Genomic DNA, 17,229 nt, shown 5'->3' on the forward strand with positions numbered 1-17,229 from the left:
CTACGCGGCCAGGGACCCCCGTATCACCGCCCGGGGCCCGAACTTCGCCCGCGCGCGGTCCGCGACCTCCTCGATGCGGCGGACCCTCTCGTCCACCGGGTCGAAGGTGAGCTGGTGGGCCGCGTGTTCGGCGGAGCCCAGGTCCTCGGCGCGCAGGGCGATCGCACGGACACGGGCGCGCTGGAGGCCGAGCGCCTCGTACATGCGGTACGCCTCGGCGGTGAGCGCAGTGGAGTGCGCGGTCGGCTCGGCGAGGGCGCGGGTGCGGGTGGTCGCGGAGCGGTCGGCGTAGCGCACGGTGAGGGTGAGCCTGCCGCACACCCGCTCCACGGCACGCAGCCGGGCGCCCAGTTCCTCGGTGGCCGACAGCAGGGCGCGGCGGTGCCGGTCCGGGTCCAGTTCGTCGCGCCGGAAGGTGCGTTCGGTGGCCAACGAGCGGGTCACGGCGTTGGGCACGACCCGGCCGCGGTCGATGCCGTGCGCCTTCTCGTGCAGTTCACGGCCGGCCCGGGCGCCGACGAGGCGCTGCACCGTCGACAGGGGCGCGGCGGCGAGCCTGCCGATGCTGTCGAGGCCGTACTCGCACAGGGTGCGGGCGGTCGCGCCGCCGACCCCGGGCAGCGCCCGCACCGGGCGGTCGGCCAGGAACTCCGTGATGGCGTCCGGGTCGTCGGGCACCACCCGGATCTCCCCGGGCGCGGCCTCCCCGAGGGCCATACGGGCCAGCATCGGCCCCGGCCCGGCCCCGATCGCGCAGTCGACCCCGTGGTGCGCGAGGGCCCGTACCCGGATCAGCCTGGCCAGCTCGACGGCGTCCCGGCCGAAGTACCGCTCCGCTCCCCCGAGGTCGGCGAGCGCGGCGTCGGGCGGCAGCGCCTCGACGACGGGCGTGAACTCCTCGAGGAGCCCGAGCAGTCCCGGCAGGGCCGCCTCGTACAGCTCGGGCAGCTGGAAACGTACGCAGAGGATGGTCATCCCGCACTCCCCGGACTCTGGTGCCACAACTTCCTTCCGCCCGCCGGGCCCTCGCCCGCGGGACGCATGTCGGCCCAGGGGTTCATCTCGTACCCCGTGGACATCCGGATGCGCCGGCCCCTCGCCGCGTCGCCGTCGCCGCCGTCCGGCGGGGCCGGTACGGGCTCCGCCAGCCGCGCCGCGACCTCGTCGAGGCCGCCCTCCGCCCGCAGTTCCATCAGCTCGGCGAGGTTCCAGGCGGCCGAGCCGACCACGCTGAGGCTGCGCGGCCCGCGCCGCTGCACCACCCCGCGCACCAGCAGCAGCCAGGAGTGGAAGACGGTGTGGGCGCAGGTGTCGTGGGAGTCGTCGAAGAAGGCGAGGTCGACCAGGCCCGTGCCGTCGTCGAGCGTGGTGAAGATGACCCGCTTGCCGGACCGGATCGGCGGGGTCTGGGTGGCCGCCTTGGCGCCCGCGACCAGCACCGTCTCGCCATGCCGTGCGTCACGCAACCGGCGTGCCGAGATGACGCCCAGCTCGTCGAGGAAGGTGCGGTAGTCGTCCATCAGGTTGCGCGAGGCGTCCATGGACAGTACTCCCAGCTCGGCGCTGAGCCGTTCTTCAGCGGTGAGGTCGGGCAGCCCGGCCGGGGCGGTCCTGCGCCCGCCGGCCAGGGGGAGCTGGCCGCCGCCCGCGCCACGGGAGCCCCGGTGCAGCTCGGTCAGGTGCAGTTGCAGATCGCGGCGGTTGGCGCCGAACGCGTCCAACGCGCCGACCTGCGCGAGCCGCTGGGCGAGGGGTCGGCTCGGCCGGGCCCGCTCCCAGAAGTCGAGGAGGGAGGCGTACGGCTGCCCGGCCTCTATCCGTTTGGCCTCGGCCTCGCTGATGCCGTGCACGTCGGAGAGGGCGAGGCGGAGGCCCCAACGCCCGCCGGAACCAGGCGATTCAGACACCAGTTCGATGCGATGGGCGGCGCCCGACTTGTTCACGTCCAACGGCAGGATCGGCACGCCCCGGCGCCGCGCGTCCGCCAGCAGCAGCCGTTTCGGGTACATCCCGGGGTCGTGGGTGAGCAGCCCCGCGTAGAAGGCGGCCGGGTGATGGGCCTTCAGCCACGCGGACTGGTACGTGGGGACGGCGAAGGCGACCGCGTGCGCCTTGCAGAAGCCGTAGGAGCCGAAGGCCTCGACGATCTCCCAGGTCCGCTGGATCGTTTCCGCGTCGTATCCGTTCGCCGCCGCCCGCTGCGCGAACCACACCCGGATCCGCCCCTGCGCCTGAGGGTCGGACAGCCCGCGCCGCACCTGGTCCGCCTCGCCCCGCCCGCAGCCGGTCATGATGTCGACGATGTGGATGATCTGCTCGTGGAAGACGACGACGCCGTACGTCTCCTTCAGCGGTTCCTCCAGGTCGGGGTGCGGATAGCGGACGGGCGCCCGCCCGTGCCGCGCCTCGATGAACGGCCGCACCATGTCGGCCGCGACCGGCCCCGGCCGGAACAGGGAGATGTCGACGACCAGGTCGTGGAAGCCGGCCGGCTGGAGCCGCCCGACCAGGTCCCGCTGGCCCGGCGACTCGATCTGGAAGCAACCCAGGGTCTCGGTGGAACGGATGAGCCGGTACGTCGCCGGGTCGCCCGGCGCGAGGGAGTCCAGGTCGATCCGCCTGCCGGAGGTCCGCTTCACCTCCGCGACGGCGTGCGCCATCGCGGACTGCATCCGCACCCCGAGCACATCGAGCTTGAGCAGCCCGAGCTCCTCCACGTCGTCCTTGTCGAACTGCGACATGGGAAAGCCCTCGCCGCTGGTCGGCATGACCGGCGTACGGGAAAGGAGGGAGGCGTCGGAGAGGAGGACCCCGCACGGGTGCATGGCGACCCCGCGCGGAAGGGCGTCGAGGGCCTCGACCAGCTCCCACAGCCTGCCGTACCTCTCCTTCTCCCCCGCCAGCCGCCTCAGCTCGGGCAGCTCCTCCAGCGCCGCGCGGGCGTCGCGGGCGCGGATGTGCGGGAAGGACTTGGCGATGCGGTCGATCTCGGCCGGGTCCATGGACAGGGCGGCACCCACGTCGCGGATGGCGTGCCGCACGCGGTACGTCTCCGGCATGGCGACCGTGGCGACCCGCTCGGTGCCGAACCGGTCGATGATCGCCCGGTAGACCTCGAGGCGGCGCGCGGACTCCACGTCGATGTCGATGTCGGGCAGGGCGGTGCGCCGTTTGGACAGGAAGCGCTCCATCAGCAGCCCGTGCTCGACGGGGTCGGCGTGCGCGATACCGAGGAGGTGGTTGACGAGGGAGCCCGCGCCGGAACCGCGCGCGGCGACCCGGATGCCCATCTTCCGCACGTCGTCCACGACCTGGGCGACGGTGAGGAAGTAGGAGGCGAAGCCGTGGTGGGCGATGATGTCCAGTTCCTCGTGCATCCGCTCCCAGTAGTCCCGGCGGCCGGCGTAGCCGCGCAGCACCATGCCCGCCGCCGCCCGGGAGGCGAGCACGCGCTGGGCGGTGCGGCGGCCGGCGCCGACGAGGTGTGGTTCGGGGAAGTGGACGGTGCCGACGCCCAGGTCGTCCTCGGGGTCGACCAGGCACTCGGCGGCCGTGGCCCGGGTCTGCTCCAGCAGGCGGTGGGCGGTGTCGCGGCGGAAGCCGGCCGCCTCCACCACCCGCTCGGCGATCTCGGACATGGCGCCCGCGTCCTTGAGCCAGGCCTCGCCGGAGTCCAGCTCCTTGGTGGGGTCGATGGGGACCAGGCGGCGGGCGGCGTCCAGGACGTCGGCGACCGGGCCGAGGCCGGGGTCGGCGTACCGGACGGCGTTGCTGAGCACGGGCCGGACGCGCTGCTCGGCGGCGAAGCCGACGGTGCGGGCGGCCAGGCGCAGGGAGCCGGGGCCGGTGCCGGCGCGGCCGTGCCAGACGGCTTCCAGGCGCAGGGCGTCGCCGTAGACCTCACGCCAGGGTGCGAGCAGCTTCGCCGCGCGGTCCGGGCGTCCGGCGGCGAGGGCGCGGCCCACGTCGGAGTCGGGACCGAGCAGGACGGTCAGACCGTCGGCGTGGTTGTCGGCCCAGGGCAGCAGCGGGGTGTCCTGCGTGTGGGCGGCGGAGACCAGGCGGCACAGGTCGGACCAGCCGCGGGCGCCGTCCCGGGCGAGGAAGACCGCGCGGGGTGTCGACTCGTCGATGAAGGCACCGCCGCGCACGGGGGTACGGCGTCTCTCGCGCCGCACCGGCTCATACCCCGCCACCGCCAGCTCCGCCCCGAACAGCGGCCGGACCCCCGCCGCCGCGCAGGCCCGGACGAACCGGACCGTGCCCGCGAGGGTGTCCCGGTCGGTGAGCGCGAGGGCGTCCATGCCCAGCTCACCGGCGCGCTCGGCCAGCCGCTCCGGGTGTGAGGCGCCGTACCGCAGGGAGAACCCGGAGGCGGTGTGCAGATGCGCGAAACCCGGCACACGCACCTCCCGTACCCGTGAGCCACTCACACGGCTCTCGAACGTCCGTTCCCATCTCCCTCACCACCACCATAGACCAATTTTCGAACTGTCGTACGACTACCTTTCGGGCGCGCGCTCCTGCCCAAACATGGACAAAATACCCGCGCAAGAGCGTGCGGACATACGGTCGCCCGCCTGCGGATCGCGGACACACGGGGGCAGAGACACCCACCGCACCGGCGTGAACGCGGCTCGGAAACTCCCGATGATCGGAAACTCCCGATGCTCAGCCACGCCGCGACGCCGAGCACCCCCGGGCACCCGCCGACGGAGACGGTCCTGCCCAGGCCGTCGCGGCCGGCGCCCTCGATCCATCGGCCGGCGATCCCGACAAGCGGTGCATCCGAGGGTTGTCCCCATGCGGGCAGCGCGGTCTAGTCCTGGCTGGATTTCGCCTCTGAGGTTTCTGGTTCAAGCCGGTGACCGCGGGCAGCGCGCGTTGCTCCTGCATCGACGACTCGGCCGCCTCCGGCGTCTGCCGCGGTACCCCGCCACCGGCCGCTGCGTCCGCTCCAGGGAACCGCAGCAGCTCCACCGGGAAGGGCAGGACCGGCGAGGAGTTCTTCTCGGCGCCACCGCCACCACCGTCTGCAGCAGCCGCAGTTGCAGCGCGACGGGCGTCTCGGCCATCTGCTGCGCCGCCTCCGCCGACTTCTTCGAAGCCCAAAGTTCCGCGTCGGCGTCCACCCGGACCGTGACGTTGTCGCGGGTGATGCCCTCATGCGCGGGCACCGGCATCGTCACGATCTGCACGTCGACCCGGCGGAGCCGGTCGGCGAACGGCACGACCAGCGTCAGCCCGGGTCCCCGCACCTCGGCCTGAGCCACCCGAGGCGGAACACCGTCCCGGCTCGTACTGCTCGACGCCCCGGACCGCCGCCATCGCGTAGACGGCGCCGGCGGACGCGAGCGCCGCCCCCGCCGCCTCCGGCTCCTCCACCATGCCGGCCCACAGGGTCCGAAGTGGGCGCATCAGGTGCTTGCCCGGTGCCCGCCTCGGCGGTAGACCCGGGACGCGACAAGGGCGAGCCCCCGCACGCGGGTTGCGTACGGGGGCTCGCCTGCTGCCGGATGCAGGTCAGCCGTGCGGGTGTGCCGGCGTGGAGGTCCTCCGCGTCAGTAGACGTGGACGCCGTAGGCGCTCAGGGCCTCGGTGACCGGCTGGAAGAAGGTCGTGCCGCCGGAGGTGCAGTTGCCGCTGCCACCGGAGGTCAGACCGTAGGCGACACCGCTGTTGGAGTACAGCGGGCCACCGGAGTCGCCGGGCTCGGCGCACACCGTGGTCTGGATGAGGCCGTAGACGATGTCACCGTTGCCGTAGTTGACCGTCGCGTTGAGCGCGGTGACGCGGCCGCTGTGGATGCCGGTGGTGGAGCCGCGGCGGTAGACGGTGGTGCCGACGGAGGGCGTGGCCGCGCTCGTGATGTCGACGCTGCCCACGGTGCCGGACTTGGACACCGAGCTGTTGGTGTAGCGCACGATGCCGTAGTCGTTGCCGGGGAAGCTGGAGCCGGCCGTGGTGCCGAGCGTGGTGGAGTGCGACGAGTTCGACCACCAGGTGCCCGCGCCGTCGGTGCAGTGACCGGCGGTCAGGAAGTAGTAGTTCCCGCTGTTGTCCTGCACGTTGAAGCCGAGCGAGCAGCGCCAGCTACTCGCATAGATGGCGTCGCCGCCGGAGATCAGCTTGTTGAACCTGCCCGGGGTGTGCTTGATCGTGAGGGCACCGGCGTTGCCGCCGGCCTCCTGCTTGATCTTGGCGATCTCGGCGTTCGAGACCGTGCTGTCGACGGTGACGACGACGCGGTTCGTCTTCGGGTCGACGGCCCAGGCGGTGCCCGGGACATCGGCCTTGAGCACCGAGTCGCTCGCCTTGGTGAGTTGGTTCGCGCTGAAGGTCTGTGCGGAGCTCGCGTTCGCGCTGGGGACCGTGAACGCGGCGGCGGCCAGGAGTCCGGTGGCCACGGCGATCAGCCGGGTCCGTCTCGCGATGCCGCTCGTGGGGTTGGTGCGCTTGAACCTCACTTGTCGTTCCCCTCCAAGGGAAGTCGGGGGCCCACGTGGGGGATGGGGCCCGTGAGTCGCAGCCGGGGGCCGTGCCATCCGGATTCCGGACACGCCGTGCCCCTGACAAGCGCTGTGGGGGAGTATTCGGCCGCGTGACCGAAGGACGCAAGGGCGCCTTTCGGCCGCGCAGTCTTTAACCTCTCTGGGGCTCCAAGGGATTGACAGCGGCCCTGTGACGCCTTGTGTCTACAGCAGGGCACGCTCCCCCGCCTCGATCGCGACACCCAGCGTGTTGCCCGGCGGTGGGAACGGGCAGACGAAGTGGTCCGCGAAGGCACAGGGCGGCAGCAGCGCGCGGTTGAAGTCCACGGTCGTGCGCCCCTCGGCATCGGGTGCGGGCGGCCGCAGGAACCGGAAGCGGAAACTGGTGTCCCCGCTGGTGGTGTCGGCGAACACGGCCCACAGCGAGCCATCGCCCTCGACCGACACCTGGAGGGTCAGGTCCTGCCCGTCGAGGGTGAAGGCGAGCACTCCGCCGAGACCGAGCCCGCGGTGACGTCCGTCGGCGTTCTCGACGCGTACGGTGCGGCTCTCCCCGTACGGGGTGAAGTGCCCCTCGACGGACCAGCGCGGATCGTGGGGCGTGACGTCGATACCCCGGAAGTCCCGGCGTGCCGGGGCTGCCGGGTCGTAGTCGCGCACGCCCCACACGCCCTCGCGGGCGAGGACGACCAGGCGGCGCTCGCCGGCCGCGACGCGGGCCGCGCCCACCGGCCCGGTATCGGCGTCCAGGCGGACCTCACCGGTGAAGGGCCGCCCGTCGACCGTCAGTCCGTCGGTCTCACCGGCCGTCAGTGCCACCGCGTCACCGTCGTCCGTCCACCGTCCGGGAATGCCCGGAATGTGACCGTCCGGATAATCCTCCAGCCAGTAGGTACCGGTCAACGCGAGCGGCCCGTACGGCTCCGACACCTGCGCGGTGCGGTGCTCGTGCCACTGCTTCCACTCGTCGGATGCGTCCGTCGTCATGTGGTCAACCCTTCCATATGGGACACGTGCGCCCGGGGTGCGAGCGCAGCGTGGTGGGATGCGGTACGAGGAAGAACCCATCGGCGGCGCCCGATCGGACGAACCCGTCCCTCGGGCGAACGTCGCGCAGAGCGCGGCATCATGACCTTCCGCCCGTCACGACGTACCGGGGGGCGGGCCGCCGCAGGCCCAGGTGCTCCCTGAGCGTGCTGCCCGGATAGAAGGTGCGGAACAGACCGCGGTGCTGGAGCAGCGCGACCGTGCCGTTGACGAGCCGCTCCAGGTCACGGCGCGGCTCGGCGGGCCTGAGGTGGAAGCCGTCGACGACACCGGCCGTGTGCCAGTGGGCGATCAGTTCTGCCAGGCCGACGGGGCCGCCGCGGTAGAAGGGGCCGTGCGCGGTCTGCCGAGGTATGCCCCCGCCTCCCCCAAGCTCTCGGCTTCTCCCCCGCTCTCGGCTTCGCTCGAGCGAGGGGACCCCCATGAACAGCGGGGACCCCCATCCGGGTTCGGCCGCGTGTTCGCCGTCGCCGAGGTCGACGACGAGGCTCGCCAGGACGCGCAGGGCGTCCGGTTGACGGCCGGACTCGCGTGCCGCGTCCCGCAGTTCGTCGCGCAGAGCAGCGGCCTGCGCGGGGCTCGTGACGCGGGCGAGTGCCACGTCGGCGTGGCGGGCGACGTCGGTACGGGTGCCCGCGTCGGTGGCGTCGGCGACGCGGACCGGGTGGCCCTGCGGCGACCCGGAGTCCTCCCACCCCTCCCGTAGCCGGGTATCTCCCTCGGCCGCCGGCAGGTCGAGGTGCCGGCCCGCCCGGCCGCCGCTGTCCCGGTCGAGGGTCGCGAGGGCCGTCCGCACACGGGACGGCTCCGCGGACGTGCTGGGCACCAGGCCGATACGGCGGGTTGCGGCCGCGGCGCGGTGCAGCACGGCGAGCGCATCGGGGCCCGGGGCCAGGGATCGGTGGGGGCCGGACCAGGCGGAGTGGTCGCCGAGCGTGACGAAGTCGAGCGCACCGCGCTCCGCGAGCCGTACCGCCTCGACATGGCGGTCGACATCACGGGCCTCCCGCTGGTCGACGGCGGCGGCCAGGTGCAGCAGTCCCCGGCCGTGGGATGAGGTCATCTCGAGTGAAACCCTTCTGTGGCTGATGGGGCGTCACAGCGTCGTGGACCGGCCGCGCAGGACGGTGAGTGCCGCCCGTGCCGCCGCGTCGTTCTGCCGGAACGCGGGCCCGCCCGTACGGGGCCGGGTGAACGCGCCGGAACCCCGGGCGTCGGTGTGCGGGCCGAGCGCGAAGCGCCGGGGATGCGGGCGGCCGGAGCGGTCCAGGACGCGCCCGTCGGCGGGGTCCACGGCGAGCAGTCCCTCGCCGGTGGCGGCCGCGCCGTCCGCGTGCAGCTCCCGCAGCAGCCGGTCGCGGGTGCGCTCGACCGTGGGGTGCGGCAGCCGCGCCTCGACCAGCGCGCGGGCCTCGACGAACGCGCCGGGCACGGTGCCGCTCGACGCCCGGAAGACACCGTCCTCGGTGGTGACGGTCATGTCGGCGCCGAGGAACCTCAGGACGCCCGCGCGGGACAGCGCGAGCATCTGCCGCAGCCGGGGCCCTGGCGGACCGGAGGCCAGGTGGCTGAAGAAGCCGTGCCACCAGGGTCCGATGTCGCCGAGCCGCACCAGTTGCCCGTAGACGGAGAGCAGCCCGAGGAAGACCGCGAGGTCCGGGCTGTGGGCAGGGTCGTGGCGCCGGGTCAGGTCGGCCTCGATGTAGCGGCGCAGACCGTCCTGGAGGTCGTCGAAGGAGGCGTGGCGCACCCCGTCCAGCGGACGGTCGAGGGCGCTCAGGTCGAGCCGGTCGGCGGGGTCGGGGACGGCGGCGGACACCAGCGCGGGCATCGAGGCCGCGTCCGCGACGGCGTACTTCTCCTCGAAGTCCCTCCAGGCGACCGTGGTGCGCCCGGGGTGGGCGGTGAACAGCCGGTGGTAGTGGGCGAAGCCCAGTTCCTTCTCGACCAACGGCCACACGTCGCGCCGGAAGTCGAGGCGCTCGGGGCGTGCGAGCAGCGCGTCGACCTCGGCGGGCCCGAAGAACCGGGGCAGCGGCGGCCTCTCCCCCGTCCAGCCGTAGCCGAGCTTGGAGTGGTAGGGCACGCCGCGCCGGGAGCCGACGTACAGGACGGGTTCGCGTCCCGAAGGCACGTACGTGTCCCCTTCGTACCGTCCGCCGCGCCCCTCGGTGAGCAGCGCCATGAGGTCGACGAAGGCGAGTCCGAACCCGCGGACGAGGACCGGCTCACCGGCCTTCAGCGGTGACAGGTCGCTGTCGGCCGTGAAGTCCGGCGGCAGATGGACGAGGCCGTGCGCGCGGGCGTACGACGCCAACGCCCTCTGCTCGCCGTCGAGTTCGGCGTCGAGGTGGCCGAGTGTGAGGACCACGAGGTCGGCGGTCAGCGGCTCGGCCCGTCCCTCCAGCCAGACCCGCTGCCGGCCCTCGCGCGGGCCGTCGACCCGGACGGCGAAACGGGGGTGGTGGTGGACGCGGATACCGGGCGGCAGGGCGGCGACCGCCTGCTCGTAGACCCAGCGCAGGTACGCGCCCTGCCGCTGCCTCTCGGCGAACAGACGCCCGTCGACGCCCGCCCACTCGTGCAGGGTGGGGCCCTCGCGCACCGGGCCCTGCATGGTCACCGTCTCGTCGGTGAACATGGTGACGTCCTCGGCGTGCGAGTTCATCAACAGCAGCGGCGACTGCGCCTGGCGCCAGATGCGTCCCGCGCCGGGCGGATACGGGTCCACCAGGTGCACGTCCAGCTCGGAACCGGCGTAGAGAGCGGGCGCGTTGGCGGCGATCCGCTCCAGGAAACCGGTCCCCCGCGGTCCGGCCCCCACGATCACCAGCGAAGGTCGGTCACCGCTCATCGTGTGCGCTCCGCACCGCGCGCGTAGTGCTTCTCCACGTGGTATTGGCCGACGCTGAGCACCGAGGTGACGATGACGTACCAGAGCGTGGCGACCATCAGCAGCGGGATGACCTGGTAGGTGCGGTGGTAGATGAGCTGCGCCGAGTAGAGCAGGTCCTGCACGGCGATGACGCTGACGATGGACGTGCCCTTGAGGGTGCCGATCAGCATGTTCGCGGCCGGGGGCACGATGGACCGCATCGCCTGCGGGAGCACGATCCGCCACCAGCGCTGCCACCGGCTCAGGCCGAGAGCCTGCGCGGCCTCGATCTGGCCCCGGTCGACGGAGAGGATGCCGCCGCGCACCACTTCGGCGGCGTACGCGGCCTCGTGCAGCGTCAGACCGACGACGGCGACGGTGACCGGGCCGAACAGGTTCACGGTCTTCACGCCGAGGATGTGCGGGTACAGGGCGCCGATGTTGAACCAGAACAGCAGCTGCACCAGGATCGGCACCGAGCGGAACAGCCAGACGTAACCCCAACTGACGCTCTTGAGCACCGGATTGGCGGACAGCCGGGCCGCGGCGAGAAGGGTGCCCAGGGCGAAGCCGAGGCCCATGACGACCGCGGTCAGCCAGAGGGTCAGCCAGAGGCCGCGCAGGACGGCGGTGGAGGTGAAGTAGGCGCCGACGACGTCCCACTGGAACGCCTCGTTGCGCACGATGGAGGCGAGGGCGAAGCCGAGCAGGACCAGGACCACGAGGGCCGCGGCCCACTGACCGAGGTGGCGCCGCGGGACGAGACGTGGGGGTGCGGCTTCATCGGCGGCCGCGGCCGGTTTGGCGAGGGTCTCGGAGGACATGCGAAGGCTCCGTGATACGTCGAGTCGAACACGGGTGGGTGCCTTCACACAGGCCCTGTACGGCCGAGCCCCTCAGCAGGGCCGTGTCCTGAGCGTACGTGGCCGTTTCCCCGAGCTGTCAAGGCCGTCCACAGTGTGGGCCGTGCGTCTCAAGTCGGTTGACGGGGTAACGGATGCCTGTTCCACTTGGCACATGCGCCCACAGCAGCGGCTGGTCACCCGCTCCCACATCGACTTCGGTCGTGTGTGGTCCTGTTCCTGTTGAGCTGACGCCCTGCACTTTCCGACGCCCTGTACGCCCTGATCCGCAGGGCCTCTTTCGCGTTCGCCACGCGCTTTCCACGCCTTCACACGCGCCCTGACCCTCTTCGCGTTCCCTCGCGCGCTGTCACTTCCGCTCCCAGGAGACCCCTGACCCATGCGTACGTCGACACGTACAAACACGAGGCTTCTCACCCCCTTTGCCCTTGCTGTCTCGGCAGCTCTGTCGCTCACCGCGTGCGGTTCCGGCGGCACGTCGGGATCGGGCGGTACCGATGCCCGGGCCGCCGCCAGGACCGGGAAGATCCCGGCCACGGACGTGGTCTCGGCCGTCAAGGCCTACGAGCCCGCCGCCAGGCTGCTGCCGGCGGGCGTGCACGACCTGACCGTCGGGGTCGCCGTCTCCGGCCAGTTGCCGGGCACCAGTTATCTGGACGACGGCAAGACGCTCGTCGGGCAGGACATCGACTTCTCGAACGCCGTCGCGAAGACGCTCGGGCTCAGGCTGAAGCTCGAACCGGCGAGCTTCGAGGCGATCCTGCCGGCGCTCGGCAGCGGCAAGTACGACTTCGGTGCGAGCAACTTCGGTGTCACCGACGAGCGACGCAGGGCGATCGACTTCGTCACCTACATCAACGACGGCCAGGGCTTCGCCGCCCGCAAGGACAGCGACCTCGAGAAGGTCACCGATCTGAAGCAGCTGTGCGGGCTGAACGTGGCGACCGGCGCCGGCACGACCTTCGAGGCGACCCTGGAGGAGAACAAGCACGTCTGCACGGACGCGGGCAAGAAGCCGTACGGCGTGCAGACGTACAGCGAGTCGGGCGCGCTGTGGTCGTCCCTGCAGCAGGGCCGCAGCGATGTGGTGATGTCGACGATCAACGGCCTGCGGTACGCGGTCGCCCAGCAGCCGGGGCTGAAGTTCCTGAACGAGTACCACCGCCTCGACGTCGGCTTCGCCTTCAAGAAGGGCACGAAACTGGCAGCGGCGTTCCAGGCCGCGGTGAACCGTCTGATCGCCGACGGAACGTACGGGAAGATCCTGAAGAAGTGGGGGACGACGGACTCGGCGATCAGCACGTCGCAGATCTCACCTCCGGAGCTGAGGAACTGACGGGTTCCGCCCCGTCGTCAAGGGACGCGGGGCGCAGCTCGGTGGCGAGGTCGAGGGCGACGCGCTGCACACGGTCGAACGCCTCGGCGACGTGGCGCACCTCCGCCCCGGCCCGGCCCGGGACCGCGAGTGGTGCGGGCGGGCCCGGGTGCTCGACCCAAGTGCCGTGCCGCCCGGCGGCGACGGCGCGCGGCGGCTGTGTGGCGGCCGCCTCCAGCGCCTGCTGGGCCAGGAAGGCGAGCGGAGTCGAGAGGGACCGGACGCAGTCGAGGGCGAGGTGGCCGAGCGCTGCGACGGTGCCGAACGCGCACAGCACGAACAGCAGCAGATCGCGCTGGGCGGCGCTCCGGAGTGCGGCGGCGCGCTCCTCCACGTCCTTGCCGAGCGAGATCTGCACCGCGCGCAGTCCGTCGTCGGTGGAGGTCATGGACTCCCACCAGGCGATCGGGGGAATGGCGGCCGTGGTGAGCCGGCCGTCCGCGTGCACGGCGACGCTCTCGTAGGCGAGGGCGCGTTCGGCCTCGGGTGTGCCGAACACGGCGTCGAGGCGCCGTCGCTGGGCCGCGGTGGCCGAGTGCGGAAAGCTCTCAAGGGCGGCGAGCCTGGCCGCACGGAGCTGCAGGAAGCGGTTGTAGTCGTCGCCGCGGAACCGTCCGGCGCGTAGCGAGCCCAGGACGATGGCGCGCTCCTCGTCCGCGGACTCCTTGGCGTCGCCGAGGATGTCGAGCGCCCGGCAGGAGGCGCGGAGCCGGGCGTCGTACACGTCGTCGAGGCCGAGCTCGACCCGGTCGAGGACGGTGATGCCGGTGCTGAAGGAGGCGAAGGTCTCCTGGAAGGCGCCGGTACCGTCGTCGGCGTGCCGGCGGATCGCGGTCAGCCCGTCGAGCCGTCCCAGGGACGCGCGCACGGAGGCGGCGGCAGCATCGTCCCGGCCCCGCAGCTCCCGTTCCAGCCGGGCGCGTGCGGTGTCGGTGGCTCTGCGCTGCGCGGGCAGCTTCGCGCCGAACTGCCGTACGCCGCCGACGTATCCGGTGGTCAGCCCGCGTTCCTTCTGCAGCTCGTGGACGAGCCCCTGGAGGGCGGTCTCGAGCCGGGCATGGTCGGCGGTGGCGGCCGCGTCGCGGTGTCGGGAGATCTGCTGGGCGGCTGCCGCGCCGAGCAGGGCGAGCAGGACGGCGAGGGCGAGGACGAGGAACCTCAGCAGCCTGGCGCGGGTGGTGGGGGGTGTGACGTCCACTGATGAAGTGCCTTATATGGAGGACGAATGGTCGGAGGGGCAGAAAATCGTTCTGCCCCCGGCCAACGATCACCATGGCGCACCGGTCACCAGATCATGTGCTTGTTTCACCTGAGGGACATCTTTTTAAGCAGCGGACGTCAGCAGTCGCAGCCGCAGTCACATCCGTCGCCGCAGGAACAGCAGTTGCCGCAGCACTCACAGCAGTCGCCGCAACCGCCACAGTCGCAGTCGCAGTTGTTGCACCATCCCTCGCGCCTCTTCCGCGACCACGGTCCTTCGAACTCGTCGGCGCAGCACACCTGGCAGGTGCAGCACAGCCCCATGGCGACCGCGCAGCCGGCCAGAAAGCCCCGCTTGCCGGGCTTCGAGAGGTCCTCCGTGGTGTGCGGACCGTCCTGCCGCGGTGGGCCGAAGGCGCCCTGGGGGCCGTGCCCGCAGGACTCGGTGCCGAAGGCCCGGTCCACCGAGCGCCGCAACTCGTGGACGAGCAGGACGTGCGCGAGCCGCCCATCGCCGCTGTGTCCTTCCGGAAAGGCCCCGGACCCCCAGGCCACTTCGCGCAGCGCGAGGCGTATCCCGTGCAACGCGTCGTCGGCGAGGCGACGGGCCTCCTCCAGTGAGGTACCCGTAGCGGCCAGCGGGTTCCAGCCGCCCGACGCGGCGTCCGCCTCCCGGTCCTCCACGGCGTCCAGCAGGTGTGCCAGCCGCCCGAAGAGCCGGCCGGCCTCGGCGAGCGGTGCGGCGTTGCCGGGGCGCCCGGCGAGGACCGCCGTGTGCGCGAAGGCGGCGGCGGTGGCGGTCTCGGTCGGTTCGGTGACGGCCAGGAGCGGAGTGCCGGGCCCTGCGAGCGCCTCGATGCCCACCTGCCGCTCCACGGCGTCCACCAGCACGGCGGTGTCGAACCCGACGTCGGAGCCGGTACGGGCCCCTGCGCTGCCCCAGTTCCGGGCCACCCGGCGTGCGGCGAACGCGACCGGCGCGCGCGCCAACAACCCGTCTCCGTCGGCCATGTGGTCGCGCACCTTGGCGGAGGCGAGCACCAGCGACACGGCGGCCGCGAGCCGTGCCCCCTCGCCCCGCGCGACGGACGCGGTGCGCATCCCGCGCAACGGGCACGGACCGGCGGTGCGCCGCCACCCCGCGGACCCCCCGGCCTGAGCCTCCGTCAGAACAGAGATCAGCAGGCTGTCGTAGTTGGTGACGACACGCGCGAGCTGGCCGTGGTCCCGGCGCAGCGCGAGACACAGCCCGCACAAGTGCGCCATCCACTGGGCCCTCAGGCCCTCGCTCATCCGGTGACGGCAGGGCCGGACCATTCCGAACACGACACTCCCCCGTGGCTCGTACGATGTTGAGCTGCGGCAGATTATCCGCCGACTCGTTCACCCGTACGCACCCATCGTCACCCGGACGCCGCGACAAATCGTATTTCACTCATAGTCAGCAGGCGTCTGAGCCCGAACTCTTGGGGCATACGGCCTCTCGACGGATCCGCTGTGCACCAGTACCGTCACGAAACCCCCGCGCGGCGTCTATCCCCTTGGCGCCACATCCGCATCATGGACGACCATGGGGTTGCGGAAGGCATGAAAAAGACCGCTGTGAGAGGAGGCGTCCATGGGATCGGTGCGCAAGGCGAGTGCCTGGCTCGGCCTCGTCGACGACAACGATGACGAGCGTTACTACGACGACGACTACGCCGAGGACCAGGAGCACGGCGACGCCTGGGTGACCGACCCGCGCGTCAAGGTCGCCTCCGACACGGCGGAGGAGAAGGGCCGCCGGATCGGCACGGTCACCCCGGACAGCTTCCGGGACGCCCGGGCCATCGGCGAGCTGTTCCGGGACGGGGTCCCGGTCATCATGAACCTCACCAACATGGAGCCCGGCGACGCCAAGCGCGTGGTCGACTTCGCGGCCGGGCTGATCTTCGGCCTGCGCGGCTCGATCGACCGTGTCTCCAGCCGGGTGTTCCTGCTGACCCCGGCGAACACGGAGATCGTCAGCGGCGACACCGCGAGCCGGCAGGGCGACGGCTTCTTCAACCAGAGCTGAGGCAGGGCCGCTCACCGGCCCTGCCCGCTCCCGGGTTCCGGGTCAGCGGAAGGCGTCGAGTCCGGTGAGCGCCTTGCCCAGCACGAGCTGGTGCATCTCGACGGTGCCCTCATAGGTGAGAACCGACTCCAGATTGGTGGCGTGCCGCATCACGGGGTACTCGAGGGAGATCCCGTTGGCGCCGAGGATCGTGCGCGCGGTGCGGCAGATCTCGATGGCCTCGCGGACGTTGTTGAGCTTGCCGAAGCTGACCTGTTCGGGACGCAGCCGTCCCGCGTCCATGCGCCGCCCCAGATGGTGGGCGAGCAGAATCCCCTTGTGCAGTTCGACCGCCATGTCGGCGAGCTTGGCCTGGGTGAGCTGGAATCCCCCGATGGGCCTGCCGAACTGTTCCCTGCTCTTGGCGTACTCCACGGCGGCCTCGAAGCACGACCGGGCGGCCCCCATGGCACCCCACACGATCCCGTAGCGGGCGTGGGACAGACAGCTGAGCGGTCCCTTGAGTCCTGCGACCCCGGGGAGTACGGCGTCGGCGGGCAGCCGTACGTCGTCTAGGACCAGCTCGCTGGTGACGGAGGCGCGCAGGGACCACTTGTGCTTGATCTCCGGGGCGGAGAAGCCCGGGCTGTCGGTGGGGACGACGAACCCGCGGATACCGTCGTCCGTGTGCGCCCAGACGACGGCGACCCCGGCGACGGAGCCGTTGGTGATCCACATCTTGCGGCCGCTGAGGACCCAGTCGGAGCCGTCGCGCTTGGCGTACGTCCGCATCGAGGCCGGGTCGGAGCCGTGGGCGGGTTCGGTGAGCCCGAAGCAGCCGATGACCTCCCCGGCGGCCATGCGCGGCAGCCACTGCTGCTTCTGCTCCTCGCTGCCGTAGCGGTGGATGGCGTACATGGCGAGGGAGCCCTGCACGGAGACCAGGGACCGGATACCGGAGTCCGCGGCCTCGAGTTCCAGGCAGGCGAGCCCGTACTGCACGGCGCTGGCTCCCGCGCAGCCGTAGCCGCTGAGGGACATACCGAGGGCGCCGATGCCGCCCAGCTCACGGGCGAGCTCGCGGATGCCGGGCAGCTCGCCCTTCTCGTACCACTCGGCGACGAAGGGCAGCACGCGGTCCGCCGCCCAGGCCCGTACGGTGTCGCGGATGGCGCGGTCCTCGGCGTCCAGCAGGTCGTCGATCCCCAGCGGGTCGGCCGGGTCGAAGGGTGGCAACGTCGAGGACGCGGTCATGGGGGCAGCCTCCGTGACACTGAAAACTAACAGCGCTAGCCAAGTTGGACGGGGCCGACGCTACGGCGCGGCGCGCTCCACGTCCAGTA

At 72.0% G+C, this 17,229-nt stretch carries 12 protein-coding genes and 1 pseudogene; 2 read left to right on the forward strand and 11 right to left on the reverse strand.

Annotated elements, in window-relative coordinates:
• The 8 genes and pseudogenes from C3488_RS18290 to C3488_RS18325 all read right to left on the reverse strand — a co-directional run bounded on the left by C3488_RS18290 (position 1) and on the right by C3488_RS18325 (position 11,237).
• Positions 1 to 975, reverse strand: a complete 975-nt coding sequence (locus C3488_RS18290; RefSeq protein WP_103840705.1) for a hypothetical protein — start codon at positions 973 to 975, stop codon at positions 1 to 3.
• Positions 972 to 4,403 carry a DNA polymerase III subunit alpha gene (locus C3488_RS18295; protein ID WP_103840707.1) on the reverse strand — a complete coding sequence of 1,144 codons (3,432 nt, stop codon included), beginning with the start codon at positions 4,401 to 4,403 and terminating at the stop codon, positions 972 to 974. The genes C3488_RS18290 and C3488_RS18295 overlap by 4 nt, the downstream gene beginning before the upstream one ends.
• 559 nt (positions 4,404 to 4,962) lie before the next feature.
• Positions 4,963 to 5,388: pseudogene (locus tag C3488_RS41080) on the reverse strand (SPFH domain-containing protein); the annotation flags it as partial.
• 173 nt (positions 5,389 to 5,561) lie between these two features.
• The gene (locus tag C3488_RS18305; protein ID WP_103840709.1) at positions 5,562 to 6,467 is read right to left on the reverse strand and encodes a S1 family peptidase; all 906 of its coding nucleotides are present in this window, start codon (positions 6,465 to 6,467) and stop codon (positions 5,562 to 5,564) included.
• Positions 6,468 to 6,695: 228 nt separating this feature from the next.
• Complete coding sequence (locus C3488_RS18310; RefSeq protein ID WP_103840711.1) at positions 6,696 to 7,478, reverse strand: DUF1684 domain-containing protein; 783 nt, start codon at positions 7,476 to 7,478, stop codon at positions 6,696 to 6,698.
• Between the two features lie 139 nt (positions 7,479 to 7,617).
• Positions 7,618 to 8,601, reverse strand: a complete 984-nt coding sequence (locus C3488_RS18315; protein ID WP_103840713.1) for an LLM class flavin-dependent oxidoreductase — start codon at positions 8,599 to 8,601, stop codon at positions 7,618 to 7,620.
• Between the two features lie 33 nt (positions 8,602 to 8,634).
• Positions 8,635 to 10,392, reverse strand: a complete 1,758-nt coding sequence (locus C3488_RS18320; RefSeq protein WP_103840715.1) for an FAD/NAD(P)-binding domain-containing protein — start codon at positions 10,390 to 10,392, stop codon at positions 8,635 to 8,637.
• Positions 10,389 to 11,237 carry an amino acid ABC transporter permease gene (locus tag C3488_RS18325; RefSeq protein WP_103840717.1) on the reverse strand — a complete coding sequence of 283 codons (849 nt, stop codon included), beginning with the start codon at positions 11,235 to 11,237 and terminating at the stop codon, positions 10,389 to 10,391. Before C3488_RS18325 ends, C3488_RS18320 begins: the two co-directional genes overlap by 4 nt.
• Positions 11,238 to 11,655: 418 nt before the next feature.
• Here C3488_RS18325 and C3488_RS18330 point away from each other — a divergent pair, with 418 nt between their 5' ends.
• Entirely contained in the window at positions 11,656 to 12,612 is a 957-nt protein-coding gene (locus C3488_RS18330) for an ABC transporter substrate-binding protein (RefSeq protein ID WP_103840719.1), read from the forward strand.
• Here the strand turns inward: C3488_RS18330 and C3488_RS18335 are convergent.
• A complete protein-coding gene (locus C3488_RS18335; protein WP_103840721.1) occupies positions 12,572 to 13,849 on the reverse strand; it encodes a nitrate- and nitrite sensing domain-containing protein in 1,278 nt (425 codons plus the stop codon). The two genes, C3488_RS18330 and C3488_RS18335, sit on opposite strands and share 41 nt — an antisense overlap.
• Before the next feature lie 140 nt (positions 13,850 to 13,989).
• Entirely contained in the window at positions 13,990 to 15,177 is a 1,188-nt protein-coding gene (locus C3488_RS18340; protein ID WP_181139074.1) for a DUF5685 family protein, read from the reverse strand.
• Between the two features lie 292 nt (positions 15,178 to 15,469).
• Between C3488_RS18340 and C3488_RS18345 the strand changes: the two genes are divergently transcribed.
• On the forward strand, positions 15,470 to 15,907 hold the full coding sequence (locus C3488_RS18345) for a cell division protein SepF (RefSeq protein ID WP_103840725.1): 438 nt from the start codon (positions 15,470 to 15,472) through the stop codon (positions 15,905 to 15,907).
• Positions 15,908 to 15,949: 42 nt separating this feature from the next.
• Here C3488_RS18345 and C3488_RS18350 read toward each other — a convergent pair whose 3' ends face one another.
• Positions 15,950 to 17,140, reverse strand: a complete 1,191-nt coding sequence (locus C3488_RS18350; RefSeq protein WP_103840727.1) for an acyl-CoA dehydrogenase family protein — start codon at positions 17,138 to 17,140, stop codon at positions 15,950 to 15,952.
• Positions 17,141 to 17,229: the final 89 nt, after the last annotated feature.

Origin of the sequence: Streptomyces sp. Ru72, assembly GCF_002920635.1 — a bacterium.
Classification (GTDB): Bacteria; Actinomycetota; Actinomycetes; order Streptomycetales; family Streptomycetaceae; genus Streptomyces.